Annotated in this window: 29 protein-coding genes and 1 other annotated feature; of the genes, 11 read left to right on the top strand and 18 right to left on the bottom strand. The window is 43.9% G+C overall.

What is annotated here, in order from left to right; genetic code table 11:
- Window positions 1-58 precede the first annotated feature (58 nt).
- Entirely contained in the window at window positions 59-712 is a 654-nt protein-coding gene (gene lepB / locus RJ41_RS15700; protein WP_014976957.1) for a signal peptidase I, read from the bottom strand.
- Window positions 713-1042: 330 nt separating this feature from the next.
- Between lepB and RJ41_RS15695 the strand changes: the two genes are divergently transcribed.
- The 3 genes from RJ41_RS15695 to RJ41_RS15685 all read left to right on the top strand — a co-directional run bounded on the left by RJ41_RS15695 (window position 1043) and on the right by RJ41_RS15685 (window position 6014).
- On the top strand, window positions 1043-3958 hold the full coding sequence (locus RJ41_RS15695) for a M16 family metallopeptidase (protein ID WP_039222826.1): 2916 nt from the start codon (window positions 1043-1045) through the stop codon (window positions 3956-3958).
- A 258-nt stretch (window positions 3959-4216) separates the two neighbouring features.
- On the top strand, window positions 4217-5062 hold the full coding sequence (locus tag RJ41_RS15690) for a formate/nitrite transporter family protein (protein WP_039222823.1): 846 nt from the start codon (window positions 4217-4219) through the stop codon (window positions 5060-5062).
- 91 nt (window positions 5063-5153) lie between these two features.
- Window positions 5154-6014, top strand: a complete 861-nt coding sequence (locus RJ41_RS15685) for an alpha/beta hydrolase (RefSeq protein ID WP_039222822.1) — start codon at window positions 5154-5156, stop codon at window positions 6012-6014.
- A 218-nt stretch (window positions 6015-6232) separates the two neighbouring features.
- On the opposite strand, the gene RJ41_RS15680 is transcribed toward RJ41_RS15685, so the two are convergent.
- From RJ41_RS15680 to hisG, 9 genes are all read right to left on the bottom strand, one after another.
- Window positions 6233-7060 (bottom strand): lectin-like domain-containing protein, encoded by an 828-nt coding sequence (locus RJ41_RS15680; protein ID WP_014950035.1) that lies wholly within the window; start codon window positions 7058-7060, stop codon window positions 6233-6235.
- A 261-nt stretch (window positions 7061-7321) separates the two neighbouring features.
- Window positions 7322-7939, bottom strand: coding sequence for a bifunctional phosphoribosyl-AMP cyclohydrolase/phosphoribosyl-ATP diphosphatase HisIE (gene hisIE / locus RJ41_RS15675; protein ID WP_015067587.1), 618 nt, complete (start codon window positions 7937-7939; stop codon window positions 7322-7324).
- Complete coding sequence (gene hisF, locus RJ41_RS15670; RefSeq protein WP_039222819.1) at window positions 7936-8748, bottom strand: imidazole glycerol phosphate synthase subunit HisF; 813 nt, start codon at window positions 8746-8748, stop codon at window positions 7936-7938. The genes hisIE and hisF overlap by 4 nt, the downstream gene beginning before the upstream one ends.
- Window positions 8730-9467, bottom strand: a complete 738-nt coding sequence (gene hisA, locus RJ41_RS15665; RefSeq protein ID WP_039222817.1) for a 1-(5-phosphoribosyl)-5-[(5-phosphoribosylamino)methylideneamino]imidazole-4-carboxamide isomerase — start codon at window positions 9465-9467, stop codon at window positions 8730-8732. The genes hisF and hisA overlap by 19 nt, the downstream gene beginning before the upstream one ends.
- Window positions 9467-10096, bottom strand: a complete 630-nt coding sequence (gene hisH, locus RJ41_RS15660; RefSeq protein WP_039222816.1) for an imidazole glycerol phosphate synthase subunit HisH — start codon at window positions 10094-10096, stop codon at window positions 9467-9469. Before hisH ends, hisA begins: the two co-directional genes overlap by 1 nt.
- Entirely contained in the window at window positions 10096-11166 is a 1071-nt protein-coding gene (hisB, locus tag RJ41_RS15655) for a bifunctional histidinol-phosphatase/imidazoleglycerol-phosphate dehydratase HisB (RefSeq protein WP_039222815.1), read from the bottom strand. The genes hisH and hisB overlap by 1 nt, the downstream gene beginning before the upstream one ends.
- Window positions 11163-12242, bottom strand: a complete 1080-nt coding sequence (gene hisC / locus RJ41_RS15650; RefSeq protein ID WP_039222813.1) for a histidinol-phosphate transaminase — start codon at window positions 12240-12242, stop codon at window positions 11163-11165. Before hisC ends, hisB begins: the two co-directional genes overlap by 4 nt.
- A complete protein-coding gene (gene hisD, locus RJ41_RS15645) occupies window positions 12242-13546 on the bottom strand; it encodes a histidinol dehydrogenase (protein ID WP_039222811.1) in 1305 nt (434 codons plus the stop codon). Before hisD ends, hisC begins: the two co-directional genes overlap by 1 nt.
- Before the next feature lie 13 nt (window positions 13547-13559).
- Window positions 13560-14462, bottom strand: a complete 903-nt coding sequence (hisG, locus tag RJ41_RS15640; protein WP_014950027.1) for an ATP phosphoribosyltransferase — start codon at window positions 14460-14462, stop codon at window positions 13560-13562.
- A gap of 50 nt (window positions 14463-14512) precedes the next feature.
- Window positions 14513-14631, bottom strand: a sequence feature (His leader region).
- Window positions 14632-14861: 230 nt separating this feature from the next.
- Between hisG and RJ41_RS15635 the strand changes: the two genes are divergently transcribed.
- A complete protein-coding gene (locus RJ41_RS15635; protein ID WP_014950026.1) occupies window positions 14862-15101 on the top strand; it encodes a hypothetical protein in 240 nt (79 codons plus the stop codon).
- A 15-nt stretch (window positions 15102-15116) separates the two neighbouring features.
- Here RJ41_RS15635 and RJ41_RS15630 read toward each other — a convergent pair whose 3' ends face one another.
- The gene (locus tag RJ41_RS15630; RefSeq protein ID WP_039222810.1) at window positions 15117-15890 is read right to left on the bottom strand and encodes a ParA family protein; all 774 of its coding nucleotides are present in this window, start codon (window positions 15888-15890) and stop codon (window positions 15117-15119) included.
- Window positions 15891-15941: 51 nt separating this feature from the next.
- Between RJ41_RS15630 and RJ41_RS15625 the strand changes: the two genes are divergently transcribed.
- The gene (locus RJ41_RS15625; RefSeq protein ID WP_240485810.1) at window positions 15942-16142 is read left to right on the top strand and encodes an MBL fold metallo-hydrolase; all 201 of its coding nucleotides are present in this window, start codon (window positions 15942-15944) and stop codon (window positions 16140-16142) included.
- Window positions 16143-16220: 78 nt separating this feature from the next.
- Here the strand turns inward: RJ41_RS15625 and RJ41_RS15620 are convergent, their stop codons facing one another.
- The 4 genes from RJ41_RS15620 to RJ41_RS15605 form a co-directional block, all read right to left on the bottom strand.
- A complete protein-coding gene (locus RJ41_RS15620) occupies window positions 16221-17210 on the bottom strand; it encodes a hypothetical protein (RefSeq protein ID WP_240485809.1) in 990 nt (329 codons plus the stop codon).
- A gap of 304 nt (window positions 17211-17514) precedes the next feature.
- A complete protein-coding gene (locus RJ41_RS15615) occupies window positions 17515-18087 on the bottom strand; it encodes a lipid-binding SYLF domain-containing protein (protein WP_039222807.1) in 573 nt (190 codons plus the stop codon).
- Window positions 18088-18267: 180 nt separating this feature from the next.
- Window positions 18268-18537, bottom strand: coding sequence for a DUF6482 family protein (locus tag RJ41_RS15610; RefSeq protein WP_257721543.1), 270 nt, complete (start codon window positions 18535-18537; stop codon window positions 18268-18270).
- Window positions 18538-18653: 116 nt separating this feature from the next.
- A complete protein-coding gene (locus RJ41_RS15605) occupies window positions 18654-19136 on the bottom strand; it encodes a DUF2244 domain-containing protein (RefSeq protein ID WP_039222805.1) in 483 nt (160 codons plus the stop codon).
- A 153-nt stretch (window positions 19137-19289) separates the two neighbouring features.
- Here RJ41_RS15605 and RJ41_RS15600 point away from each other — a divergent pair, with 153 nt between their 5' ends.
- The 5 genes from RJ41_RS15600 to RJ41_RS15580 all read left to right on the top strand — a co-directional run bounded on the left by RJ41_RS15600 (window position 19290) and on the right by RJ41_RS15580 (window position 22625).
- Complete coding sequence (locus tag RJ41_RS15600) at window positions 19290-20198, top strand: sulfite exporter TauE/SafE family protein (RefSeq protein WP_014976941.1); 909 nt, start codon at window positions 19290-19292, stop codon at window positions 20196-20198.
- 113 nt (window positions 20199-20311) lie between these two features.
- Window positions 20312-21616: an alpha-amylase family glycosyl hydrolase gene (locus tag RJ41_RS15595; RefSeq protein WP_039222804.1), complete on the top strand. Its 1305-nt coding sequence runs from the start codon at window positions 20312-20314 to the stop codon at window positions 21614-21616.
- Window positions 21617-21702: 86 nt separating this feature from the next.
- Window positions 21703-21921 (top strand): hypothetical protein, encoded by a 219-nt coding sequence (locus tag RJ41_RS15590; RefSeq protein WP_014976939.1) that lies wholly within the window; start codon window positions 21703-21705, stop codon window positions 21919-21921.
- Between the two features lie 185 nt (window positions 21922-22106).
- A complete protein-coding gene (locus RJ41_RS15585; protein ID WP_039222802.1) occupies window positions 22107-22337 on the top strand; it encodes a ribbon-helix-helix domain-containing protein in 231 nt (76 codons plus the stop codon).
- Window positions 22338-22625 carry a type II toxin-antitoxin system RelE/ParE family toxin gene (locus RJ41_RS15580; RefSeq protein WP_039222800.1) on the top strand — a complete coding sequence of 96 codons (288 nt, stop codon included), beginning with the start codon at window positions 22338-22340 and terminating at the stop codon, window positions 22623-22625. It abuts the gene before it with no gap.
- Here the strand turns inward: RJ41_RS15580 and RJ41_RS15575 are convergent.
- The 3 genes from RJ41_RS15575 to RJ41_RS15565 form a co-directional block, all read right to left on the bottom strand.
- The gene (locus tag RJ41_RS15575; RefSeq protein WP_240485808.1) at window positions 22622-23098 is read right to left on the bottom strand and encodes an EF-hand domain-containing protein; all 477 of its coding nucleotides are present in this window, start codon (window positions 23096-23098) and stop codon (window positions 22622-22624) included. The two genes, RJ41_RS15580 and RJ41_RS15575, sit on opposite strands and share 4 nt — an antisense overlap.
- 320 nt (window positions 23099-23418) lie before the next feature.
- Window positions 23419-23817, bottom strand: a complete 399-nt coding sequence (locus tag RJ41_RS15570; RefSeq protein ID WP_039222799.1) for a GFA family protein — start codon at window positions 23815-23817, stop codon at window positions 23419-23421.
- A 47-nt stretch (window positions 23818-23864) separates the two neighbouring features.
- The gene (locus RJ41_RS15565; RefSeq protein WP_039222798.1) at window positions 23865-24920 is read right to left on the bottom strand and encodes an aromatic ring-hydroxylating oxygenase subunit alpha; all 1056 of its coding nucleotides are present in this window, start codon (window positions 24918-24920) and stop codon (window positions 23865-23867) included.
- Window positions 24921-25082: 162 nt separating this feature from the next.
- Between RJ41_RS15565 and RJ41_RS15560 the strand changes: the two genes are divergently transcribed.
- The gene (locus tag RJ41_RS15560) at window positions 25083-26003 is read left to right on the top strand and encodes a cation diffusion facilitator family transporter (RefSeq protein WP_039222796.1); all 921 of its coding nucleotides are present in this window, start codon (window positions 25083-25085) and stop codon (window positions 26001-26003) included.
- Window positions 26004-26029: the final 26 nt, after the last annotated feature.

Below are 26029 nucleotides of genomic sequence, written 5' to 3'. Positions count from 1 at the left end.
ATTGAACGCAAGTAAAGGTCTAGCTTGGCCTTTTTGCAAGTAAGGGTATTGTTCAGCCCTACTGAAGTGATGTGAAAAGCCTGTCTTTTCGCGGTAAATACATATCGTCCGGATCTAGTGAAAATGCAACTGAGTTGGCTTTGCCCTGAATTTCTTCAATTGGAATGAAGCCATAATAACGAGAATCAACGCTATTGTTCCTATTATCCCCCATTGCTAGCACGTGATCTCTGGGCACAGTGATCAAATTAAAGTTTTTCGCAGGGCTAGGTAATGGGTTAAGCGCTATGGTTCGTGTTTGACCTAAAATATGCTCGGAATAAAGATTGTGACCTTTGACGCTTAACGTTGCTTTTTCACCATTGATAAAAAGAACGTTGTTTTCTAATTTGACCTTATCACCTTCAATGGCAACCACACGTTTAATGAGTCTTGTATCAGCTGCATTACTGTCAATGATTACAATGTCACCGCGATTGATGTTACCAGTTTTCGCGACAACAACGTCTGTGAACGGCAGTTCTAGCGTGTAGGCTGATTTATCAACCACTACGCGGTCGCCTACTTGAATGGTGGGCTCCATAGAGCCTGTAGGGACATAATACCAATCAGCAACACTGCTTCGAAACGAGAAAAGCAAAACCATAAATAAAATGAAAGGCAGGTTGTTCTTAACGCTCTGTTTTAGATTTAACACGGCTTCGGTTCTCACTTTTCGTAGATTGCTCGTTAGATCAAAGTTTTATCACGACATGGCTTGTGTAATAGATGTAGATTGTAAATTACCTAATTTGTTCAAAATTGAGGTGTGGAAAATGTAACGAACTATGTCGGTAGCTAATTAAGGTTGCTCTAGCTACAGGGTATTGAGCGTTGAAAAAAAGCAATAAAACTCATATCAATCATATGTTTATATTGCACTCTGTAAAAGATGAACGCCGCCCGTTTAGGCATGCTTAAAATGTCTGAAAAAGGAATGTCATGGCACTGGTGGTGCACTTGTGGTACTTGTTACATTTTTGACTGGCAAAGAACATACATAATGCTTGAAACATTCAAACGAACAAGAATGTACACTGCAATTGCTGTAATAACATTAAGTGCAGTTTCGACAGGGTGTACGCATAACACCAATGATCCACAAAATGTACGAACTGCTTCCGATATAACCAGCGAAACAACCACTAATGCAGATAATAGTACTGCTTCCCTAAATACGTCACTGTTCAACGTGGACTACGAGCGTTTTACTCTGGATAACGGGCTTACCGTTGTACTGCACGTTGACAGGTCTGATCCCGTTGCTGCAGTCGCCCTCACTGCGCATGTGGGTTCAGCCAGAGAAAAAGAAGGGCGAACAGGCTTTGCGCACTTGTTTGAACACTTACTTTTTCTCGAATCAGAGAACTTGGGAAAAGGCGGTCTTGATAAACTCAGTGCGAAAATTGGCGGCTCAGGTGCAAATGGCTCGACGAGTCGTGATAGTACCAATTACTTCCAAACTGTACCCATTGATGCTTTAGAAAAAATGATCTGGGCTGAAGCCGATAAGTTGGGATTTTTCATTAATACCGTAACAGACCCTGTGCTCGCCAAAGAAAAGCAGGTGGTGAAAAACGAAAAGCGCCAGAGTGTGGATAATCGTCCTTATGGTCACAATCAATATGTGATTGATAAAAACCTTTACCCTGAAGGGCATCCTTATAGTTGGCAAGTGATTGGGTCGTTAGATGATCTGCAAAACGCAACGCTTGCTGACGTGAAAGAGTTTTTCAAAAAATGGTATGTACCTAATAATGTGGTGCTTACCATCGCGGGTGATATTGACGTAAATCAAACTAAAGCGTGGGTTAAAAAGTATTTCGATGAAATTCCTGCGGGAGAGCAAATCAATAAATTACCGCCTCAACCTGCGAAGCTCAATGAGACTAAAAAACGATTCCATATAGATAATTTTGCACAAGCGCCACTTTTAACTATGGTGTGGCCAACCGTACCTGAATATCACGATGACTATTATCCACTTCAAGTACTTTCTCAGTACTTAAGCCAAGGCAAAAATGCTCCGCTGAACAAGGTGCTTGTTGACGAGAAGAAGCTCACCAGTGATGTTTATCTTTATGGCTATGATGCTGAGATCGCTGGACAGCTACAGCTGCAGGTTATGGCATTTAATGGCGTGAACTTAAACACTGTTGCAGATGGAGTTAACGAAGCGTTCGCCCGCTTTGAGAAAGACGGGATTTCTTCCAAGGATTTGGCGCGCATAAAAGCAGGTCAAGAAACAGAATTTTATCAAGGACTTTCAAGCGTCTTAGGTAAAGGTTTTCAATTGGCACAATACGAAATCTTTGCGGGCGGGGCTGAATTTATCAGCCAAGATGTTCAGAAAATTCTGGGCGTTTCACAACAAGATGTAATGCGTGTTTATAGCACCTATATCAAGGATAAACCGTTTGTCGCCACTAGCTTTGTACCTAAGGGGCAGCAAGAGTTGGTGTTAAGCGGCTCTACTGAAGCTAATGTAGTGGAGGAGCAAATTGTCGCGGGGGCGGAAGAGAGCTTTGATGCGTCAGTTGCAGCTGAATACGAACGTACTCCGTCATCGTTTGATCGCACGAAAGAGCCTGCTTATGGTGAATCAATAGAAATTACACCACCTAAGGTTTGGCAAAATACACTGTCGTCTGGCATCAAAATAACGGGTATTGCTAATGACGAAGTGCCATTGGTCGCGTTTGAGTTAAAGCTGGATGGTGGCATGCTTCTAGACTCAGAAGGTAAAACAGGAACCGCCAATTTACTTGCCGCAACTTTGCTTAAAGGTACGGCGGAAAAAACACCCGAGCAGCTGGAACAGGAAATTGAGCTTTTAGGCGCTTCTCTGGAGGCCAGTGCTTCTGAAACTGACATTACTATTAGCGGAACGGTCTTGTCTAAGCACTACAGTGACTTAATGCAGCTTGTCACTGAAGTGATACTTTCTCCTCGCTTTGATGAACAAGAGTTTGAATTAGCTAAAGACGATACAATCAACCAGATTGAACAAATAAAAGCGAACCCTAATGCCATTGCATCGGTTGAGTTTAAAACACTGCTTTACGGAAAGGCGCATCCGTTTGCTCAAACGGTTCTTGGTGATAAGCAAACTGTAGATGACACAACGCTCGAAGATGTTAAGAAGTATTACGAGAAATACTTCACACCGTCATTGGCAAAGTTCCATGTTGTGGGAGACATCAAACAACAGGACGTTGCAAAAAGCCTAGCGCCACTTAATGCGCGATGGTTACCAAAAGATGTTACTTTTGCGAAGGTACCAGAGCCCAAGCTGCCAGAAAGCGCCCAACTCTTTTTCTATGACGTTCCTGGGGCTAAACAGTCAGTGCTTTATTTCGGCCATTCCGCCCCGAATGTTACTCATGATGATGCTTATAAAGTCAGTGTGATGAATTATCGTTTAGGCGGGGGCGGTTTCGCCTCACAGCTTATGCAGGAACTACGTGAAAACAAAGGCTACACCTATGGCATTCGTTCGTCGTTCTCTAGCGATCAATATACGGGTGAATTCACCATACGAAGCGCCGTAAGGTCGAACGTTACCTTAGAAGCAACGCAAGCTATCATGGATATATTAGCAGCGTTTGGCACAAACTATTCAGATGAAGATTTAGACGTTACGAAAGGATTTACTCTCAAATCTGGCGCTAGGGCGTTTGAAACGTTAGGCGCTAAACTGAGTATGGTTAGCGAAATCAGCGATTTTGGCTTGCCCAATGATTACGTTTTACAGCAAGAAGCTGAGGTAAAAGCGTTAACCGTTGATGAGATAAAGCGCCTTTACGGTAAATATGTACATCCTGATAGAATGATTTATTTGATAGTAGGGGACAAAGATACCCAGTTCGAACGTTTAGATGCGCTTGGATTAGGGAAACCAACCTTGCTGAACCCTTAATTCATATTTGACGTTTTGCGAGCATTATAAGGCTCGTCAATAAAACCAAAGCCCGTGTGAACAGTGTTCATGCGGGCTTTTTTATTAAAATGAGTGCTATATCTGAAATAGGCAAAATTATTGTGACCAAAAACGTGCTTAATCAACGTAACCGAATAGGGTGGTCTGGTGATCCCTGTCAAAAAGCTGTGTCGTGGACCAAATACTATGTAATTGAGGAAAACGTCCTAGTTAAGCAAAGAGTTGCAGGAGGCATGAGTGACAGAAAAAGTGAAGGAGTCTGGGCATAGGGAGCAAGACGTTGCCCTTAGTCATACTGAAGAAAAAGATGTACGAGATAATCAGAGCTTAAATTCTGTTTCTTTGTACGCCATTGTCCATAAGGAAGGGTTAGAAGAACTTCAGCGCCCTATGATGTCATTGTGGTGGTCTGGGGTTGCGGCAGGCATTGGCATCTCGATTTCAATTCTTGCTGAAGGAATTCTGCATCACCTCTTTGCAAACTCTCCCAATCAGTTTGTTATCGAAAACTTGGGCTATACGGTTGGTTTTGTGCTGGTGATTGTTGGTCGACTTCAATTGTTCACCGAAAATACGCTTTCGGTCATTCTTCCCTTGTTGAGTAAACCTTCGTTCAATATGGGCTTTTGCATTGCGCGCCTGTGGTTCATCGTTTTCACCGCCAATATGTTCGGCACCTTTTTGGCTGCGTTTTTCAGCTTTTCGCTGCAATCTGTTCCACCAGAGCTGGTTGAAGGGATGACCGCTATTTCTGAACATTATGCCAAGCTATCACCGTCAGACGCCTTCTCATACGGCATTACGTCAGGGTTTATCATTGCCGCTATTGTATGGATGAAGCCATCGGTTAAGCATTCTCAAATATTGATGATAGTTATTTTTACTTATTTAATTGCTATAGGAAATTTTACGCACGTGATAGCCGGTTCAACAGAACTTTTCTTGTTAGCACTGCAAAATAAAATAAGCGTTCTTGAAACACTTTCACTCATTGGTGCAACATTATTAGGAAATATTGTGGGCGGAACGGGGCTGTTCGCGCTGCTGGCTTATGGCCAAGTGGTAAGGGAAATCGAGAAATAGAGAAGTCAAAAGGTGACCCTAGGTGTGCAAACAGTGGTTAATTGAAATTAGCTGCGTTATAACATGCCGTTTAAACCACTAAGGGGTTACGGTGCTTCGCTTTCTAACAGCAATAATTCTTGTCGGAAGTGCATTTTCATGTGCTTTTGCTGAATCAATCATTAAACCTATCATTTCTGAAGCGTCTGTTTCGTTACCTAGAAGCAAAATGGTGACAATAGAAGATACGGAAACTGCACGTAAATATACGTTATTTGTACAGTTGCCAAAAAGCTATAACGCATCTCCTTCCAAGGATTACCCCGTAATATACACAACAGATGCGCCTTACAGTTTTCCTATTATCGTAGGCTCTATGCGAATGCCAGTAAACGTAGGCCAAATGGAAGAAGCGGTCATAGTGGGGTTGTCTTATTCCCTAGAATCAAAAGGCGTAAAGAGTAGAGTAAGGGACTACACTCCTGCCATAGCCAATAGTTGGAAACTGGAAACCGGTCTTGCTGCTGAGTATCTGTCATTTATTAGACGAGATGTATTAACATTTATTGAGTCTACATATCGAGTAGACGCCAATCGACGGACTTTTATTGGGCATTCATTAGGCGGGCTATTTGGCGGCTACGTGCTCATGCAATCTCCTGAAACCTTTTCTAACTATGTGCTTGTTAGCCCTTCAGTGTGGTTTAATGACGATTACTTACTAACCTTAGAAATGGCTGAAACTCAATCGCCCAAGCGTGTTTACATTGGTGTGGGAAGCTTTGAAACGCCTGAGTTTGGCGAGGGTCAAGATATGGTTGCGGGGAGCAAAGCATTGGCAAGTAAAATCAACGCTAAGGCAGATCAAAACATAACACTACAATTGCATGTTATCGGCGGCGCGTCGCATGCGACCGTATTTCCCACCGTTGCTATCCATGGAATAGATTGGATATTGGGAACGCCGCGCTAGTCGCGTTTCTTTAACCGAGGGCTCACTTTTTGTTCGATTGTTAGACAGGCTAAGCAGTGTTAATTTCAATAAAGTGCAAAGCTCTGCGATACAAAAATGCCCTTCGTGTAGAAAACGAGAAGGGCATTTTTATATATGAATGTAATTTAAATCAACGCCTTAATCAGTACGCTAGTTACCGAGTTGTTGAAAGTAGAAACATTACTGCACTTTGAGAGTTAAGACCTCAAAATTTGCTTTTTTCTTCGAAAAACTAAAAAAGCTAAAGCACTCATCATTAAGCTAAAGGTTGCTGGAGCGTTTACAGGAGTGTTTGTTGGTATTGAGGATGTATTTGTGAACGTGGCCGAAAGTATTTCATGAGTACTTGCATAGGAGCCTGTTCCGGATGTGAATCCCAAGAATGCATCGGTTGAACCTAAAATAGAGGCCACATCTAAAATTCGTGAAATGCTACCTCCTTTCGTTGAATCGGTTTCCATGGACCAAGAAACATCGAAAAGCTTGCTAATTCCGTCGAAAGTTATCAGAACATTCCAAACATCGCCTTCATTGAATCGGAATGGTTCATTGACGTTATTAGAGGTATTAACGTTGCCGTTAATACCTATGCCAACGTGGTTGCCGTTATTATTATCCCAACTGGTGTTATTAAAGGTATCAAACTCAACCGCAACTGAATTATTTATACCCTGATATCCTAAACCACCACCAGCACCGCCCACGTTTGCATTTTGTGTCTGTATTACAAAAGCAAGACCGTCTGCTCCTAAGCCGTCAGTATCACCGCCTAAACTGTTATTGTCTATTTTGAAAGAAAAGCTTGTCGCAAATGAAGAGTCGTTGATGAGAGAGATTGCATTTGTGGTAAAAACTGAACCGCCTTGCCACGCAATATTATTCGTTAGCTGCAGGTTGTTATTTACTACCTGCGTGTTGCCGTTTAGCGTAAGCCCCGTAGTGTCGGAGAAATCATTGTACTGAATGACTGTTGCAAAAGACGAGAAGCTTCCTAAAAGCAAAAAGCATGAAAGTACTTTTTTCATTACATATCCTTATGTGGTTAGTGAACATTGTTAATTAAACAATCACAGTGTAAGCATTATCCATGCCTTCAGGTAATCATATTGAAAGTATGAGATTTTTTCTGCGAATACGAACTCATTGTAAAAAAAGTGGACAATTTTAGAGCGATGTTTAGCTTTTTGAGGAGCGTTGGGAGATGTATTTAGGAGTTCAAAGGCCTCTAATACGTGAACGTTTAGAGGCCTTGAGTTTAACTTCTGCGTAGATCGCTGTCGCTATTACTATTTATGGCGCTCACGCAACACATCAAGTGCATCGTTCAACGACATATCGCTCGCCTGAAGCAGTACCGTTAAGTGGTACAACAAGTCAGCGGCTTCGTTTTTAAGCTCTTCTTTGTCGTGCACAGTAGCCGCCAATGCGGTTTCTACACCTTCTTCGCCCACCTTCTGCGCTATGCGCTTAATGCCTTTGTTGTAGAGGCTAGCGGTATAGCTACTTTTAGGGTCAGCGTCTTTACGGGCAGCCAATACACGCTCTAAATCTGCAAGAAACGTAAAGGCTGGTGTGTTGCCGTCGAACCAACAGCTTTCAACACCAGTGTGGCATGTCGGGCCGTTAGGGTTGGCAAGTACCAACAGTGAATCTTGATCGCAGTCACAAGCAACGCTCACTAAATCTAGCGTGTTACCAGATGTTTCACCCTTGGTCCAAAGACGCTGTTTTGAACGGCTGAAGAATGTCACTTTGCCCGTTTCAAGGGTTTTCGCCAATGCGTCTTGGTCCATGTAGCCCTGCATTAATACCTTGCCAGACAGTGCGTCTTGCACAATGGCGGGTAGTAGGTTGTCCATTTTGTCCCAAGCTAATTTATTGCTGTTTTCGTTAGTAATGATCACGGGTTTACTCCTTCTGCTTGCGCCGTTAATCCGTGACGCTTACGCATGGCAACGCCATTGCTGGTCAACTCTGCTTTAAGCTCATCAATATTGATGATGCCCTTGTGAAATACTGATGCTGCAAGCGCGCCATCTACGTCAGCCTGTTGAAACACATCCGTAAAGTGGGCAATTTCACCTGCGCCACCCGACGCAATTAGCGGCACTTCACAGATATCGCGCACGGCTTTTAGCTGCTTCACATCGTAGCCTTTGCGCACGCCGTCTTGGTTCATGCAGTTCAGAACAATTTCACCCGCACCGCGCGACTGAACTTCTTTAATCCAATCGATGGTTTGCCACTGGCTTTTTTGCGTTCGCGCTTCATCACCAGTGAATTTGTACACTTCGTATTGGTCGGTTGCTTCGTTATAAAAGCTGTCGATACCAATCACGACGCACTGTTGACCGTATACGTCGTGTAGCTGGTTAATTAGATCTGGGTTATTAAGGGCAGGGGAGTTAATCGAAATCTTATCTGCACCCATTTCCAAAATGCGCCCGGCGTCTTCAATGCTCTTAATGCCGCCCGCTACGCAAAACGGGATATCAATAACCTGTGCTATACGGCTTACCCAGCTTTTGTCTACCACGCGGGCATCAGAACTTGCGGTGATATCGTAAAATACCAACTCGTCGGCCCCCGCTTTTGCGTATTGCTCGGCAAGAGGCACAATATCACCAATAATTTCATGATTTCTAAACTGAACGCCTTTAACGACTTTGCCGTCGCGTACATCCAAACAGGGAATTATGCGCTTTGCCAGCATGCAATAGCCTCCTTCACCGTGAATTTACCTTCAAGTAGTGCGCGGCCTAAAATTACGCCACCAACGTTTGTGGGTTTTAGCGCTTCGATATCAGCGATGCTGCCAATACCGCCAGACGCTTGCCAGCTAACGTGTGGGAAACGGGCTGCCATTTCTTGATACAGCTCAGTGTTCGCACCTTGTAGCGTGCCGTCGCGGCTAATGTCGGTACACAGCACATGCTTTGCGCCTACTGTAGCGAAGTCTTCAAGCAAGCCTTCAAGGGCTACGCCAGAATTCTCTTGCCAGCCGTGGGTAGCAATAAGCTTTTCACCGCTGTCGCTAATATTGATATCAAGGGCCAATACAATGTGCTCTGGGCCGTATTTTTCTACCCAAGACTTCACAAGCTCGGGTTGTTTTACCGCCAAAGAACCAATCACTACGCGGCTTACGCCCGTTTCTAGTAATTGCGCTACTTCTTCTTCACTACGGATACCGCCGCCTGCTTGAAACTGCATGCGCTTGGTGTCCACCATAGACTTAATTAGTGAAAGCTGACGTTTACTGGTGTCTTTAGCGCCTGTTAGGTCAACAATGTGCAGCCAGGTTGCACCTTGGTCGGCATAGTCGTGAACCACGTCTACTGGGTCCAGTTCGTATTGGGTTTTCTGCTCGTAGTCGCCTTGATAAAGGCGTACTACGCGTCCGTCAATAAGATCAATCGCTGGAATAATCATTATAGGTTCACAAAGTTAGTCAGTAATTGTGCTCCGGCCTCGCCAGAACGTTCTGGGTGAAATTGCACCCCGTAAAAGTTGTCTTTATTTATCGCTGCTGAAAAAGTATTACCATAAGTGCAGCTTGCAAGCGTGTGCTCGTATTCAGGAACGGCAAAACTGTGCACAAAGTAAAAGTAGGTATCTTGTGGAATGCCTTTGAACAAACTTTCGTTGTTATGCGTCACAGTATTCCAACCCATGTGAGGCAAGCGCACGCCTTTTGATTCCATGCGAGCCACATGACCTGGCATTAGGTTCAAACAGTCGATGTTGCCTGTACCTTGAAAACCACCTTCCGCACTGGTTTCAACCATAAGTTGCATGCCTAAACATACGCCTAGCACAGGTTGGGTAAGCGACTGCAGGGTTTCCACTAAAGCTTTTTGCTTAATGCTTGCCATAGCCGCTGCTGCGGTACCTACGCCGGGTAAAAACACTTTGTCAGCGCTTTTAATCACGTTTACATCGTCAGATACGTCTACTTCAACGCCCAAGCGTTCAAGGGCAAAGCGTACTGACGAAATGTTCGCGCAGCCGGTATTCACTATGACTATTTTTTGTCGCTGGCTGGTGTTTACCACTGACATCACAGGGCTCCTTTACTGCTAGGTAGTGCATCACCCTGGCGCGTAATGGCCTGGCGTAGCGCACGGCCAAATACTTTAAACAGGCTTTCTACTTGGTGGTGTGCATTACCTTCGCTGGTGGAAAGGTGCAGTGATAGCCCCATGCTTTGTGCAAGCGAGTAAAAGAAGTGCGGCACCATTTCGGTGGCCATTTCCCCTACCTGGTCGCGGCTAAATTCAGCATCAAATTTAAGGTGTGGACGGTTTGAAATGTCCATAATACATTCCGCACGACATTCATCCATTGGCAACGCGAAACCAAAGCGACCAATACCGCGTTTGTCGCCTAGTGCCTTTTTAAGCGCTTCACCAAGGGCAAGCGCGGTGTCTTCTACACTGTGGTGATCGTCAATGTGCAAATCGCCATTGGTAGTCAGGTTTAATTCAAAACCACCGTGAGTAGCAATTTGGTCAAGCATGTGGTCAAAAAAGCCCATGCCGGTTTGAATGGTTGATTTAGCCTGCGAATCCAAATCTACGCGAACACGAATATCAGTTTCAGAGGTGGTACGTACCACTTCTGCAATACGTGAAGACGCAAGTAAGCTTTTCTGAATATCGTTCCAGTTTAAGCTTTCACGGTTGTACTGAAAGCTGCGAATACCCATGTTTTCAGCAAGCTGTACATCGGTAACTCTGTCACCAATAACAAACGAACGAGTGAAGTCCACTTTGCCTTGCTGCAGGTATTCTTGTACTAAGCCAAGCTTGGGTTTGCGGCATGTGCAGTTATCAGCATCGAAGTGCGGGCAAATAAGCACGTCGTCAAACACTACACCCTGGCTTTCGAAAATGGCCATCATGGCATTGTGTGGCTTGTCGAAGTCTTCTTGCGGGAAACTGTCTGTACCCAAGCCGTCTTGGTTACTTACCATCACGAGTTTAAACCCAGCTGCCTTTAGTTTAAGTAGCACAGGAATAACGTTTGGCTCGAAAACAAGCTTCTCTAAACTATCTAATTGCTTATCTACTGGCGGCTCTTCTACGAGTGTACCGTCGCGGTCAATAAATAAAATGGCTTGCTGACTCATGCCGCGTCCTCATTATTTTTAAATTCGTTAATTAGCTGCATTAAACGCTGGTTTTGCTCTTCAGTGCCTATGCTTACGCGTAAACAGTTTTGTAAGTTAAGCTGTTTTGATTGATCGCGAATAAGCATGCCTTGGCTTACCAAGTACTGCATTAGGGCTTGCGCTTTTGCGTAGCGGAATAAGATAAAGTTTGCTCGTCTATCACCCACTAATTCAAAGCCTTCGATAGATTCCAGCGCTTCGGCTAGGGCCTCTTTTTCCCGGTTAATAGTAGCCACCTGAAGCTCAAGTAACGTTAGCGATTCAGCCGACAATGCTTGTGCAGCAATCTGCGCAACTGGCTCTGGAATGGGATAGGGCGCTATCACTTTAAGTAGTGCTTGGATGACGGGTGCCTGAGCAAGTGTAAAACCACAGCGAAGACCGGCAAGAGCAAACGCTTTAGACAACGTACGAAGTACCACCAAGTTTGGATAGTTGTTTATTTCATTTGCCCACGTATTGTCGGCATCGAACTCAATATACGCTTCATCTACAACAACCAGTGCTTTATCGGCAAAGTGATTGAGCACGGTTTTAATGTCTTCATGAGCAACTGGCGTACCGGTTGGGTTATTTGGCGCACAGATGAAAATCACGTTAACGTCATCTTCAGCGCATACAGCATTCACGTTAAGGCTAAAGTCGTCGTTAAGCGGCACTTTCTTAATGCCCACATCACAGGTTTCAGCACTGATTGCATACATACCGTAGGTAGGCGGGCATATCAGAATGCTGTCTTTACCCGGCGTGCAGAAGGTGCGAATAAGCAGTTCAATGCCTTCATCTGCGCCGCGGGTAACAATAAGCTGCGATTTGTCTAGCCCGGCATAGTTTGCGTAACCACTGACTACCGCTTCGGGCTGACATGACGGATAGCGGTTAAAGTTGCTGCTATCTACGCTGTATTCGTTGGCATAAGGTGACTCGTTGGCATTAAGCCAGTCTTGACCACCTGAAAACAAGCGACGAGCCGATTCATACGGCTTTAGCGGCACTAAATTTTCGTTAATTAGGTTATCGATAAGTGCCGACATTAGGCGTCTCCTTGCTTAAGTGCCTGCATGCGAAGTGCAACGGCCTGTTCGTGTGCATCTAAGCCCTCGGCAGCGGCCAGTGCCATAATCGCAGGGCCTAAATTACGCATGCCGTCTGCGCTTAGCTCTTGAATAGTGTAGCGACGCATAAAGTCTAATAATCCAAGGCTAGAGTAATTCTTAGCATAGCCATAGGTTGGCAGTACGTGGTTTGTGCCCGACGCGTAATCACCTGCAGATTCTGGTGACCACGGGCCTAGGAATATAGAGCCTGCGTATTTAATTTTTGGCAAATAATCACGGGCATTCTCTATTTGTACAATTAAGTGCTCAGCGGCGTAGGCGTTACTTGCTTCAATGGCTTGCTCAATGGAATCAGCCAAAATATAACGCGCATTTTCCATAGCAGGGCGTGCAATCTCAGCGCGAGATAGGGTTGCTAATTGACGTTCAACCGCGGCTTTTGCTTCTTCAATAAGCGCAGCGCAGTTAGACACCAAAATAGCCTGCGAGTCTGGACCGTGCTCGGCTTGGGAAAGCAGATCGGCCGCTACAAACTCAGGGTTTGCGAACTCATCAGCAAGTACCAACACTTCTGATGGGCCGGCCGGCATATCAATAGCTGCACCATCAGCACGTTGGCTTACTTGCTGTTTAGCTTCAGTTACAAAGCTGTTACCCGGGCCAAAAATCTTATCTACTTGAGGAACGCTGTCTGTTCCCAAGGCCATAGCGGCGATTGCTTGGGCACCACCACACAAGAAGATCTTGTCGATGCCGCATTTTCTGGCCGCATACGCAATTTCAGGCGCGATAAGCTGTTCTTTGTTTGGTGGAGTACAAAGTAGCTTATTTTCGCAGCCCGCCACCAATGCAGGTACGCCTAGCATCAATACGGTAGAAGGAAGCGGCGCGCTGCCGCCTGGAATATAAAGACCCACTGCATCAAGGGCGGTGAAGCGCAGCTCGCATTTAACACCAGGCGTTGTGGTTAGCGCGATATCACTAGGCATTTGCGCTTCGTGAAACATTTTTATGTTGTTGAACGCAGTATCGATAGCACTTGCTACCTCTGGCGTTACCTTCGCAGCAAGAGCATCAATGTTTTCTTGTGAAAGGACAAGGCTAGTTAAGTCTGGGCAGTCAAATTTACGTGTGTAATCCAGTACTGCCTCATCGCCTTCTTTTTCAACGCGGGCGATAATGTCGCCCACGGTCTGCTTTAACTGTTGGCTATTGGCCATAGCCGGGCGGGCTAGCGCCTGTTTTTTCTCATTTACCGAAAGAGATGACCAAGTAATCATAATTGCCTGCCTTTTAGCCCATCATTTTTTCGATTGGCATTACAAGAATAGAGCTACAACCAAGGGCTTTAAGTTTCTCCATGGTTTCCCAGAATAAGGTTTCTGTAGAAACAACGTGGATAGCAACTTGCTCTTCATTTCCAGCAAGTGGCAGCACCGTTGGATTTTCAGCACCTGGAAGTAGGCTTTTCACCTGCTCTAAATACGCTTTTGGTGCGTGTAGCATGATGTACTTGCTTTCTTTTGCTAGTAACACGCCATCAACACGTGGCATTAGTCGGTTAACCAGTGTTTCTTTCTCGTCGCTAAGCTCGCCATCAGCGCGCTTAATAAGTACCGCTTTACTACGGAAAATAACGTCTTTTTCAACAAGACCGTTAGCTTCAAGGGTTGCACCGGTAGATACAAGGTCACAGATAGCGTCAGCTACACCTGCTCGTGGGGCCACTTCCACAGAACCTTGTAGCATTACAGCCTTTGCATTTATGCCCTGTTCTTTGAAGTAGCGCTCAAGTAGGTAGGGGTAAGTTGTTGCTACTTTTTTGCCTTCTAGCGACTGGATTCCTTGATAATCCATCTCATTAGGTACCGCAATAGACAGGCGGCAGCCGCCGTAGTCTAGACGACGCAATACTTCATATTCGAATGGCTTGCCCGCAGCTTTACGCTCTAGCATTTTCTCTTCTAGCTCATTTTCGCCAATAAAGCCTAGGTCTACTACACCATCCATAACAAGACCTGGAATATCGTCGTCACGCACGCGAAGCAAATCAATAGGCTGGTTCGTAGAATGCGCAATCAGCAGGCGATCACGAATATTGAGTTTAATGCCTATAGCTTTCAGTAGGGCAATGCTGTCATCGCTCAATCGACCTGATTTCTGTACGGCAATTCGAAGTCTTTTGCTGTTACTCATTGAAACGTTCCTTACACGTTGTGTTTTAACTTTTGATTGCGCCTAAAACGAAAAACCCCCGGAAGTTTCCTTCCGAGGGTCGAGAAATTGTTTTATCTGCGCCACTGGAAGGATACATAGACCTTCCAGCACGAACCTGAAAGGTTATGCTTTGTGGTGATGGTGATGTTTCGTCGCGCAGTTGATCATTTTGAAAATTTTAATTCCTAATTTCGAACGGCTGAAACATTAGCGTTTTGAATTAGGATTTGCAAGGCTAAAGTGAACTCTTTTGGCACATTAACTCTAATTTAATGTGTATATAATAAAACAATTCGTTATGAATTAGTTTTGAACCGTAATTTTAGGCAACTCGTTGCCGATAAGTTATAGAGACAAATGCAAACTTCTGGAGGGCGTATGAGCAACGATCTACTGTTTCCCATTTTGCCTCGCAACACAAAAGTGCCGATTGAGACGGACGACCGCGTGAAGAAAGTGCAAAAGACCAAAAAGTCCGAGCATTTCAGTGAAGAAGAGCGCGATCAGTTTCAAGACGTGAAGCGAACTGAGATTATCGAAAAATCAGCTGAAAACTCGAAAGATAAAGAGCGAGGTAACAGCGAGGGTGGGCTTAAGCATATTGATATTGATGTTTAGCGAAACTTGTTAGCGTTAGGTTTTGCTCGCATTGAGTTCTTCAAATAAAGCCGCAATTTGATTCGTCACTTTGTGCTTAGGTAAGTAGAAAGGCAGCGGCATTCGCTTAGAGTGAGACTCTTTCACTTTTACCGTGGCACTTATATAACTTTCTAACACTGGCAAATCTTGCTGCTTAAGTGTCTCAATTAACTCTCTTGGAAGCTTTGCTTGGCTATTGAATTGATTAACAACAATACCCAACAAACGCAGTTGAGGGTTGTGGTCTTCTTTTAGTTCCATTGCATTTTCAAGTAAACGCTCAATTGCCTGTGCCGAGAAGTCGTCGCAATCAAAGGGGACGCAAAAGCCATCAGCAGCAATAAGTGCCGCTTTAGAATAAAAATTAAAATTAGGAGGCGTGTCGATAAAAATGTTGTCGAATTCGTCTTTTAACTCCTTTAACGCGTCTTTAAGTTTAAAAATTTTGTATCGTGACTCGAGCTCTCGCTCGACTTCTGCCAACGCAGGAGAAGAAGGCATAACGAAGAGGTTTTCATAAGGCGTTGCATGCACGAACGCGTTAGGCTTCTTGGCTGTTCTGAAAATGCCAACCACTTGTTTGAACATATCGGCCACGGTAAGGCTTTTTTCACTGACGTTAAATCCCACGTAGTGAGTACTATTTCCCTGAGCGTCTAAGTCTACCAATAAGGTCTTATGACCCAGCTTAGCGCTTTGCGCAGCTAAATTGGTGCTAATGGTCGATTTGCCTACGCCGCCTTTTTGATTAAACACCACGATTATCATAAGAAATCCCTTCGTCAGTTGTGTTTAAAATATGCCCAATTAAAAGTCCTTATGCAAAATATTGATGTATTTTTGTCAAATCACCCTGGAAGAGACGGAACAAGAGATAAGCTTAAGGCGTTAACGGATAGGAAAGATAATCAGGCACATCCATTTATACAAGGAGAAGATATGGTTGTTGAAGCATTTGAGCTTCTCGAGAATTGTACAAGAGCACAGTGGATGCAGATTGAGGAAAACCGTGCTCAGTAAAATGTGAGCGATATGATTCTCAAGGCAAGAAAGAGAGAAACCGTAGACTTGCTCCTTCTGCCTTGAGATTTTCAAACGTTATTTCTGTAGCATTTTGTGTTTATTAAATCTTCTTGCACTCAATAAGCCTACTGCGAAAATAAAAATTGCAAACGTAGAGGGTGCACTTACCTCAGTTGAAGAAGAGGTTGTAGCAAACGAGCTAGCTAAAATGATCTCGCCGTTGACAATCGGGTTGTTGGTCAAGTTAAACACAGGCCCGGTTAACGGCCCGCCAGCAGGGAATAGCGCATCGTAAAATGCATTGAGTGAGAAATCATCAAAAGATACTCTAACCGCGTTGCGCGATTCAGTGCAAGAGGTGTTGGAACACGACGTTTCGACTTCATTAACAAATATTCCCAAGCCAAAGTCAGCGATATTCAAACCTGCAAAGAGAGACTGATTTTCAAGTGCAGTAGCCGTTACGGTATTTCCCCAAAGATTCACTTCCACATCCACGATGTCTGATGAACCTGCTGTAGATAGATTCACGTTTGAGCCGGTCGTGGCGTTTCCGTCAATTTGCGAGACTGTGGAAAGTACATCAGCACTTAGCGTTAAAAAGCCACTTATTCCAAGTAAGTCTGAAAATAAGTCAAGATTAAGGTCGTTTATGGTTCCGCGGCCTGACGTAAAAAAGCTTGCCGGAACAAAACTCGTTAAAGACGATTGAGATTCGCCTTCAATAATGGCGGTGGATAGCGCGCCATCAAACTCTGTAACGTCGATGGGGCTGCCCAACGTACCCGAAGCATCTGCGCTTGCGCCAATGATAGTGTCAATCTGTGAATAATTTTCAGGAGCACTACCGCTGGTATGAGCTAAGTTGATAGTTGAGTTAGCGATTGCAGAGACCATACCTCCTACATTACTTGTAATGGAAAGATCGACATGGACTGCATTCCCATAACTGCTGCCTATTATTGCCGCGTTAGTTGAAAAGCCTACCGTCGCCGAAGCGAACAATGCGCTCGTTAATATCGTTCTTACTACTGCTCTTATCACTTTGTTGTTTTGTGGTTGCATGATGAAACCCTCGTTTATGGCTTAGCGTGCTGCTAAGCGAGCCTTTTACAAGTAAAGCGTAGTCACGAGTGTTCAATTCAGTTATGAGGGTTTCCCCCTAAATTTAGACTTTCGTATACACGGCGGTGGTAAGAGAAGCTATGGGGAACACGACACTGCTTATTACTGTGATGCAGACAGCCTAAAGTTTTAGAGCGGTAGCGGGCAGTTGTGCAGAAAAAATAAAAAGGCCTCATGCATTCAAGAGGCCTTCGGTGTGTTGGAGCGCTAATCGCTAATATGGTTAGGAATAGTTAGGGCAGAATTAGTTTAGTTCTTTATCTACCCAAAATTTCGTGCCTTTAACAGTTGCCTGTAATGTAAGGCCGCTTTCAGTCATAGTATACACTGTGACGTTACCCAAGTAGCCTTCGCCTTCTGCAGATGCGCCTTTGTTACCGGCTTTCGCTGCTACATCCGCGTTACCACCTACGGTCCATCCATTTTCAATAAAGTGATTCATCGCTTTTTGTGTGTGGAAAACCATAACAATTCGGTAATCTTTTGCGCCTAAGCCAAGGCCTACGCCACCTTCGGCCATATTCATATATGTTTTTGCGCCGGTTACATTATTGTTTACAACACCGTAGCCTGTGCCCGCCGCCACAAAGAATACGTTGATGTTAGCATTGGTAAATACGGCGTAGCCGGCAGCGTCTTTTACCTGAGAGCGCGTATCGGGCTTTTCAGAATAAAGGCGGGCAAGCGCGTTATTTTGCATATCTAAAATAGCTTGTCGCTTTTCAGCAACAGTTCCGTCGCCCATCGAAGCGCACGCCGTCAAGGCTAACACGGCAGCCACAAACACAGATTTAATAGCTAACTTACTTATTTTCATGCAATTCTCCTTAGCATGTAGGTATTTTATTAACTACAGAAGAAGACCATTCTTACTGTTTCTAATTCAATAAAATACCGTTTTAATTTACGTCACATTAGTTGTACGCAAAAAACGTGCTAAGTGGTGCATGGAATATTGAAAACTATTGGTCTTACTTGCTAGGACACCTGCAAGTCGCTACCACTCAATTTCAAGCTCTAACGCACCGGGATGATCGGTTTGACCAACCATTTCTTCATACGGTGTGCTTTGACGGAGCCAAACTTTCTCAAAGGCTTGAGAGTCAAAATGCTCCCTAATCTCGTTCAAACAGTGAAACGTTTTAGGTTGTGACTTGTTGTCGCGAACCAAGGTGCGTGAGGCGCCCATACCGGTTGATGCGAGGTAATTGCCGCCTTCTAGTGACTCGATGTATAAGTTCATAGTGTAACCCTCATTAGGTCGCAACTCGTTATAGCTGCGTCTTATATCTAATTAGTCGAAAATAGCCACAATGATCATTAATTTTGTGTCATGTACGATAAGGAGCCTTACGCATTGGTTGCATTTCAAAGCAACACGAATTACCACCACTTATTCGAACATACTGCGATCCCCGCCTTTTGCATACATTCATGAACACGCTCTTTGTCTTCTAAATTTAAAAATGATCCCACTTCAAATTGCTGCAGAGGGGCTTGTAGCACAAGCTGTGGCGCACATTTTAAGCTCAAGTCTTTTTTATAGTACAAGTACGTATCAGGGCGGAAGAATTCTATGCTGATACCGTTTGAGCTAGTGACTTGAATGCTGTTTGATGAAATTAAGAGCGTCTCCCAGCGGTATGTTGCTTTAGAAACCAAATACATAATCAGTGCCAGTAACCCGACCTCCAATCCTGCAAAAGGTAATATGACCCACGCACCGGCCAGTGACCAAGCAATAGCTATCGAGCTGATAAAAAGGGCAAAAGCTGCAATAAGGTGCTTTGTCTGTTGCCATGTTGCTGAGCGGTTTGGCGAAAGATGCAGTTGCACCTGGTGCTCAAATGTAGATACTTCAACCATGTTTTTTAAAATGCTGTATATGATATCTGTGTAAGTAAAACCTTATACGTAGTGGGATAACAATAGTTTGAAAATTGTACAGGTGCTAGTTGGCTGCGTACTTAGAAAAGTCATGCCGTGTAACTTGCCGTATTTTCTGCCTTAAGGACGTATGTGATTTCTCTCATCAAGCAAAACGCTGGTAAAACAGCGTTGATAGTACTTTTATTTTTATGGATCGGCAGTTTGCTAGCGCAACCAGCCCCTATTGAGCTTGTTAAAGAGTTCGGGCTTTTCAGCGTTCTTGGCGTTATTGGTGCTATATTTGCGAATGCCACTGGAGCTGGCGGTGGCGTGGTTTTCGTTCCGTTTTTTAACTACCTGTCATTTTCTGCGCAAAGCGTTGTGGCAACGAGTTTCGCCATACAATGCTGTGGTATGACCGCGGGGGCACTAACTTGGGCCGCGTATTATAAACACCAACACAAGTATGATCAGTATTGGAAGGCATTACCCAGTGTATTGATGTTAACGGTTCCCTCGTCAATATGCGGCATAGGATTCGCTCAGTATTCTTCTCAAAGTACAAGGCTTCTAGAGCATTTGTGGGGTGGGGCCAATAACCTTCACATCGCTTTTGGTAGTTTTTCTATTCTATTAGCAATCGCAATATTTGCTTCTATTCCGCTAATGAAGCGTACCCATTTCAAAAAAGACTTACATACGAAAGATCTTTTGCTTTTACCTTTCATTGGTTTTTTAGGCGGCATTATCACCGCGTGGCTTTCGGTAGGAGTAGGAGAGTTAGTCGCTGTTTACCTCATAATTCGAGGGTTTAATGTAACTTTGTCTATTGCCAGCGCGGTTATCTTGTCGGCTTTTACTGTGTGGTCTGCATTGCCATATCACGCTTTTATAAGCGAGTCTGTGGTATGGCAGGTTGTTTTGTTTGCTGGGGCAGGTGCAATAGTCGGTGGAACGATTGCAAAGTTTGTTGTTTTAGCATTTTCGGTTCAGCGTCTAAAACTTTTTTTCGGTATTTGGGTACTAATTTTAGGTGTTACAAGTTTACCTATTCTTTAAGCCACGAGCTTACGGCAGTTAAAAGCCCAGCTCGCTGCAATTTGAAGCCTAAAGTAACTCGACGCAGAACCAGATTCTTCTTCTAAACGCTAATCTCGATAAGGAAAGATAATATGGATATCAATCCTGTTCCTAAGAAACGATATAACGTGCTTCAGCCAGAATGGTCATCTCACGCAGTTATTTATCAGGTCAACACTCGACAGTTTTCAGAGCAAGGTAATTTTGAAGGAGTGAGAAAAGGGTTAGCTCATATTAAGTCACTCGGCGCGGATATTGTTTGGCTAATGCCTGTACATCCTATTGGGGAAAAAAACAGGAAAGGGGAGCTTGGTAGCCCCTATGCAGTAAAAGACTATCTGGCCATTAACCCTGAATTTGGGAGCGAAGAGGATTTCAAAGCGCTGGTGGATGAAGCGCACAAGCTTTCGCTAAAAGTCATCATAGACTGGGTGCCAAATCACAGTGCGTGGGATAATCCTTTGGTTGAACAGCACCCAGAGTGGTACGCCAAAGACTACAAAGGAGATTTTCGTCCATCTCCCTGGTGGGACTGGAGCGATATTATTGAGTTCGATTACGAACAAATAGGTCTTCGCAAATACATGATTAACGCGCTCTGCTATTGGGTTGAAAAATTCGATATTGATGGATTCCGCTGTGATGTAGCGGGGTATGTCCCCAACGATTTTTGGCAGCAAGCAGTGCAAACGCTAAGCGCAATCAGACCAGTTTTCATGTTGGCTGAGTGGGAGAATCGCGATCTTCACGAAAATGCGTTCAATATGACTTACGCGTGGAGCTGGAATGAAACATTGCATGAACTCGCTCATGGAAAGTGCTCACTAGATAGGTTGCGCAAGTATTATTCGTGGAACGAACGCAGCTGGCCTCACTCCGCTTACAGAATGACCTTCGTTAGTAATCATGACAAAAATGCCTGGGATGGCACTCAGCGCGAACAATTTGGTGATGCGCTTGAAGCCTGCATTGCTTTATCGGTAATAGGTGAGGGCATGCCGCTCATTCATAATGGGCAAGAAGCTGGGGAAACCAAGCGTTTAGCGTTCTTTGAGCGCGATCCTATTGAATGGCAAGAACATGAAATAGGCAACTTGTACCGCAAGCTAATTGCTCTTAAAAAGTCGAAAGCCGTGCTAGGGAACGGAGAGTACGGGGCAAGAATGATTCAGGTGCCAAATTCTAAGATGGATAAGGTTTTTAGTTTTGTACGTTGTAATGAAAATGAAAAAGTGTTCGTTGTGATTAATTTTTCAAATGAGCAGCTTGATGTAACGTTTGAAGAACCGTTGTTTGAAGGTGAGTATGCGCACTGGGAGCGCGACGAAAAGAAAACCTTCAGCGCTGATTCAGTGTGTAAACTCACGCCTTGGCAGTTCGAGATATGGATTGCATAACGGTGTGATCGTTTAGTGTCATCTTTAACTACAAAAGGTAAAAAGCACTAATGTTTTTTTTACTAAGTGAAAATTAAGGATGAACGATGACTGCGAATGATTCAGCTGAAAAAACAGAAGACCGATCGTTAAATAATCATGCAGCGCTTAAAACTTCTATTGCCAATGGTGATGTTGAAGAGGTAAAAGCGCGACTTGAAGGACACACTTTGGATAAGCTAGAAAAAGGTTATCTTATTGATCTCGCACGCTTGAGTGGTAACAGTGAAATCGAGGAAGTGATTAAGTCAACACCCGAAAGTTAGATGCTTACTTAATCCATCTAATGTGAATCAGTCTTAACTTGATCTGTCAGATTCGAATAATAGGACTCATTACTGAAGTTGTCTGTGATAATTTCGGCCTTTGTCGTCTCTCAATTAAAAAATACTGATGTTTAACTAAACCTGGTGTAATATTGCACCAGCTAGTGTTTATTGGAGTAAATGTCATGCCTCGTCAAAGTATTACTCTGACTGAAAAAAATGATGCGTGGCTCAAGAGTCATGTTGACGAAACGCGAGAATATGCAAACAAAAGTGAACTCGTGAATGATTTGATTCGTCGGGCTAGACGCGCTGAGGAAATAAATCAAAAGCTCGTCAATGCAGAGAGAAGCGGATTCATTGAACAATCGCCTGAAGATATGCTGAAAGAATTCAAGGCTGAGTTAAAAAGATAAATGGAAAGCTACAAGTTATCGTTGAGTGCCAAAGAGGATCTCAGGCGTATTTATACATATGGATATGTAGAATTCGGCGAACTTCAAGCAGATAAGTATTTCGAAGGTTTTTTTCAGACATTTGAAAAAATTGCGAATAATCCATCCGCATACCAATCAGTTGACCATATTCGAGAGGGGTATAGACGCTGCGCTTATGGTTCAGACAGTATTTACTATCGATACAATGGTATTGAAGTTGAGATAATGGCAATTCTAGGGGGGCAAGACGTCGTTGACTGGCTCTAAAACAAGCCAATAAACAAAGCTCGGTGTCCGCTACCGTTTGTCTTTTCTGAGTTTCCGTTAGCCTTCAACTCAGTCTTAGCTCCTAGCTCGTGAGTCAGCCTTTTGTCTTTCGTCGCGGCAACCACTTCATCGACATCAGTATCAACTTTAACTTCCGTTTCCATTGTACCTTCTGTAACCATACTCTCTTTCATCGATTTTACCGTTGCAAGCACGTCGTCATGGAAATGGTGAGGGTGCTTCGTTACATGAGCATTGAACTCTTTAATTGAAAGCTGCATGTCTGAATTGGTATCAATTTTGGAAAAGTGCGCATAAATCTCGTCGTCGTCAGCTTCTTCTCGTGAAATATAGCCGTTGTCATCGTTATCCAAATCGGCAAATGTGGAGTCTATTTTTTCGATACCATTGCCAGCAAACGCGGCAATAGAAAGTGCGGCGCTGATTAGTGTAGCAATTGTTAATTTTTTCATATCTAACTCCTTGGTTTTTCGGCCTCCATACTGCTTAAAAACGGAGGAGAGTATTCACATGGAGTTATTCACAGCATATGCCATTTCAATAAAATGTTTTTAGATCATTGGTTTATGTTTTTTGAAAGGTTGGGTGACAACAGGCGGAATTGTGAGATCTATAGAATTTTCTGAAAAAGTTACTCGCTATTTTTGACAAAAATGGAACACGTTAAGCGGAGAATGTTGTGAATGCGAGCAACAATCGATCTGCCGTTATTCAAGCAGCGAATTTTGTTTAGTTTAAAGCCATTAGGTTTCGAATGAGTACTCAATGTTTGTTACGGTAACCGTTCAAATTTTGTGATGGTTTCTAAGTTTTCTTCCCACGCAGCTTTGCTTACGCCGAAGATATGTGCAGTAGGTTTTATGAGTAGTTTTGTATCCATACACCCAGCGGGTACGGCTAGAATGTCACCGAGTTGAGTACACGGAAGGGCTGAACCACAGATTTTACAGAAACTTTTGCTATGACGCGTGTTCTCGAGCGTGAAGTTGACTACAGCGTCAACACCCGATGCCCAAGTTAATATAGCCGAACTTGAAAACAGGTTGGCTGCGAAGGCCGAACCTGTATCCTTTTGACAATGTTTGCAGTGGCACAGATAAAAACTGTCAAAATCACCCTCAATTTTAAAAGTTACCGACCCGCACAAACAAGACCCTTTGTAATTGTTCATCAAAACTCCTTTTTTGTGAAATACCACTATTTAAAGCACTAAGACTGCTACTGTTTAGCAAGCCAATCGTAAAAATGCGCCACGCCCGCTTCTAAAAACGGTTCTATGGGACCGTGTTCTTCTTCGCCTGATAAATAAAGTGCTCGTCGACCTTTTTCTAGCAATAGGCAGGCTTCTTCATCTTCTACAGCTGTTTCCATATAGGCCGCTTTTTCCGCTGCAAAGTAGTCTGGCATATCTTTATAAAGTGCTTCGGGATAATAAAATTCAACGTGGTTTACACATGCGCCGGCACCCTTGGGGTAAATCGTGCTGACGACAATAATATCTGGGTACCACTCAATCATAATATTAGGGTACAAAAAGCACCATATTGCGCCAAAGCGAGGAAGTGTTTGCCCAAATCGTGCCAATAATGCGTCTTGGAACTCTCTGTAACGCGGTGTTGTGCGCTTGGTAAGCTGGTCGCCTAGCCCAACTTTTTGAACTGAAAAATCATCGCCAAACGACCATTCTAAATCATCGGGTTTAACAAACTGGCGAAGCCCAGGGTGCATGGAGTACACGTGATAGTTCTCTAGATAGATTTCGATGAATGTCTTCCAGTTAAATTGATATTCCGTGGTTTCAGAACCGGCGTAAAAGTAATCGGTAAAGTCGAGATAGTCCTCAAGTCCAAGGGCAGATAAGTCCATATTAGGAGAGCGCCCTCGAAATAGAAGACCGTTCCACACTGACAGTGATTCCTTTTTCAACTGACCGCTAGGGGCATCCTTAAAGTGGGGCGCACCTTTAAGCTGGCCTGTATTGTCATAGCTCCAGCAGTGAAGTTTACAAACTATACTGCGTGCCCGGCCTTGCCCTTCAAGAAGTTGAGCTTGTCGATGTAAGCAAATATTGGATATAAGTTCATAATTCTCACCTTGATTAAACAACGCATAACGGTCGCTAAAGTGAGGCAGTACTTGATAGCTAAACTTCTCTGGCACCATTAGGGAATGGCCCGCATAAGCAAGCCCTCGAGAGAATGCCTGTTCGACTTCCTGCCGGCTTTCATCAGCATCAAAGTAACTTTTTATAGAAGGATGGGTAACGATTTTCATAGTTTAAAAAGGGTGCTAAAAACGCAGTGCGTTGAGTCGAAATAATATAGGCGCTATGTATCACTGAATTGCTTAAAAAAATAGCAATATTTTTATTCAAAGCACTATTTTTTTTAAAATATCGGAGTAGAATCCGCGCACCTTAATTTCGAAGTGATTTTCATGGACATTGGCTTCCATCACCTTGAAGAAAAGCGTCTATTAACGCTTTCTTTTTATATTGCCGGCGCATTTGTCGTTATTGCGTTTGGTTTTGCCATTTTAACGAGCTCAGGCGCTATTTTATTTGATGCTGCTTACTCGTTAATTGCTTTTGTTATGTCAATGCTAACGCTCAAAGTGGCCAATTTGGTTCAACGTCCTGACGATGACCGGTTTCACTTTGGTTACACGGCAATTGAACCTACGCTAAACATGTTTAAGTCGCTTATTATCATTGCCACGTGTGTGTATGCGGTCGCGAGCTCTGTTAAGAGTTTATTAGCAGGTGGACACGCAGCTGAGTATGGTATTGGTATGGTCTACGGTGTTGTGGCAACGGTTGGCTGTTTTAGTATCTCTCTGTACATGCGAGTAAAAGGTAAGCATTTACTGTCCGACTTAGTAAAAGTGGATTCTCACACTTGGATGATAGACGGCGTGCTAAGTGCATCCATCTTGTTCGCTTTTATTTTGGCCTACGCGTTAGAGTTGACGGAATATAGAACGCTGTCGCCGTACGTTGATCCTGTTTTATTGATTATTCTTGGTTCGGCAATGTTGCCGGTGCCTTTTAAGATTTTGCGTGAAAGCCTTAATGAAGTAATTAACAAAGCGCCGCCTGAAGCTATCTCGGCGGTAATCGAGAAAAAATTCAAAAAAACGTTGGCTGACGTCCCATACGAACATGTGGAAGTGCGAATTAGTAAGCGGGGTAGGGATGTCTATCTGTTAGTCCACATTATCGTGGATGACGCATTCTCGATTGCAACGATCAGTGAGTTAGACGAAATTCGACTGAAATGCGAAGCAGAAATGCGCGAGTGGGATCCTGCAATCATCATGGATATCTTGTTCATAAAAGATCCTGAGCTTGCAGAGTAATGACACGGGGGAGTGTGAAATTTCTC

This window comes from Alteromonas marina, assembly GCF_000808575.1.
Classification (GTDB): Bacteria; Pseudomonadota; Gammaproteobacteria; order Enterobacterales; family Alteromonadaceae; genus Alteromonas; species Alteromonas marina_A.
This window is presented reverse-complemented; position numbering and strand designations above follow the sequence as displayed.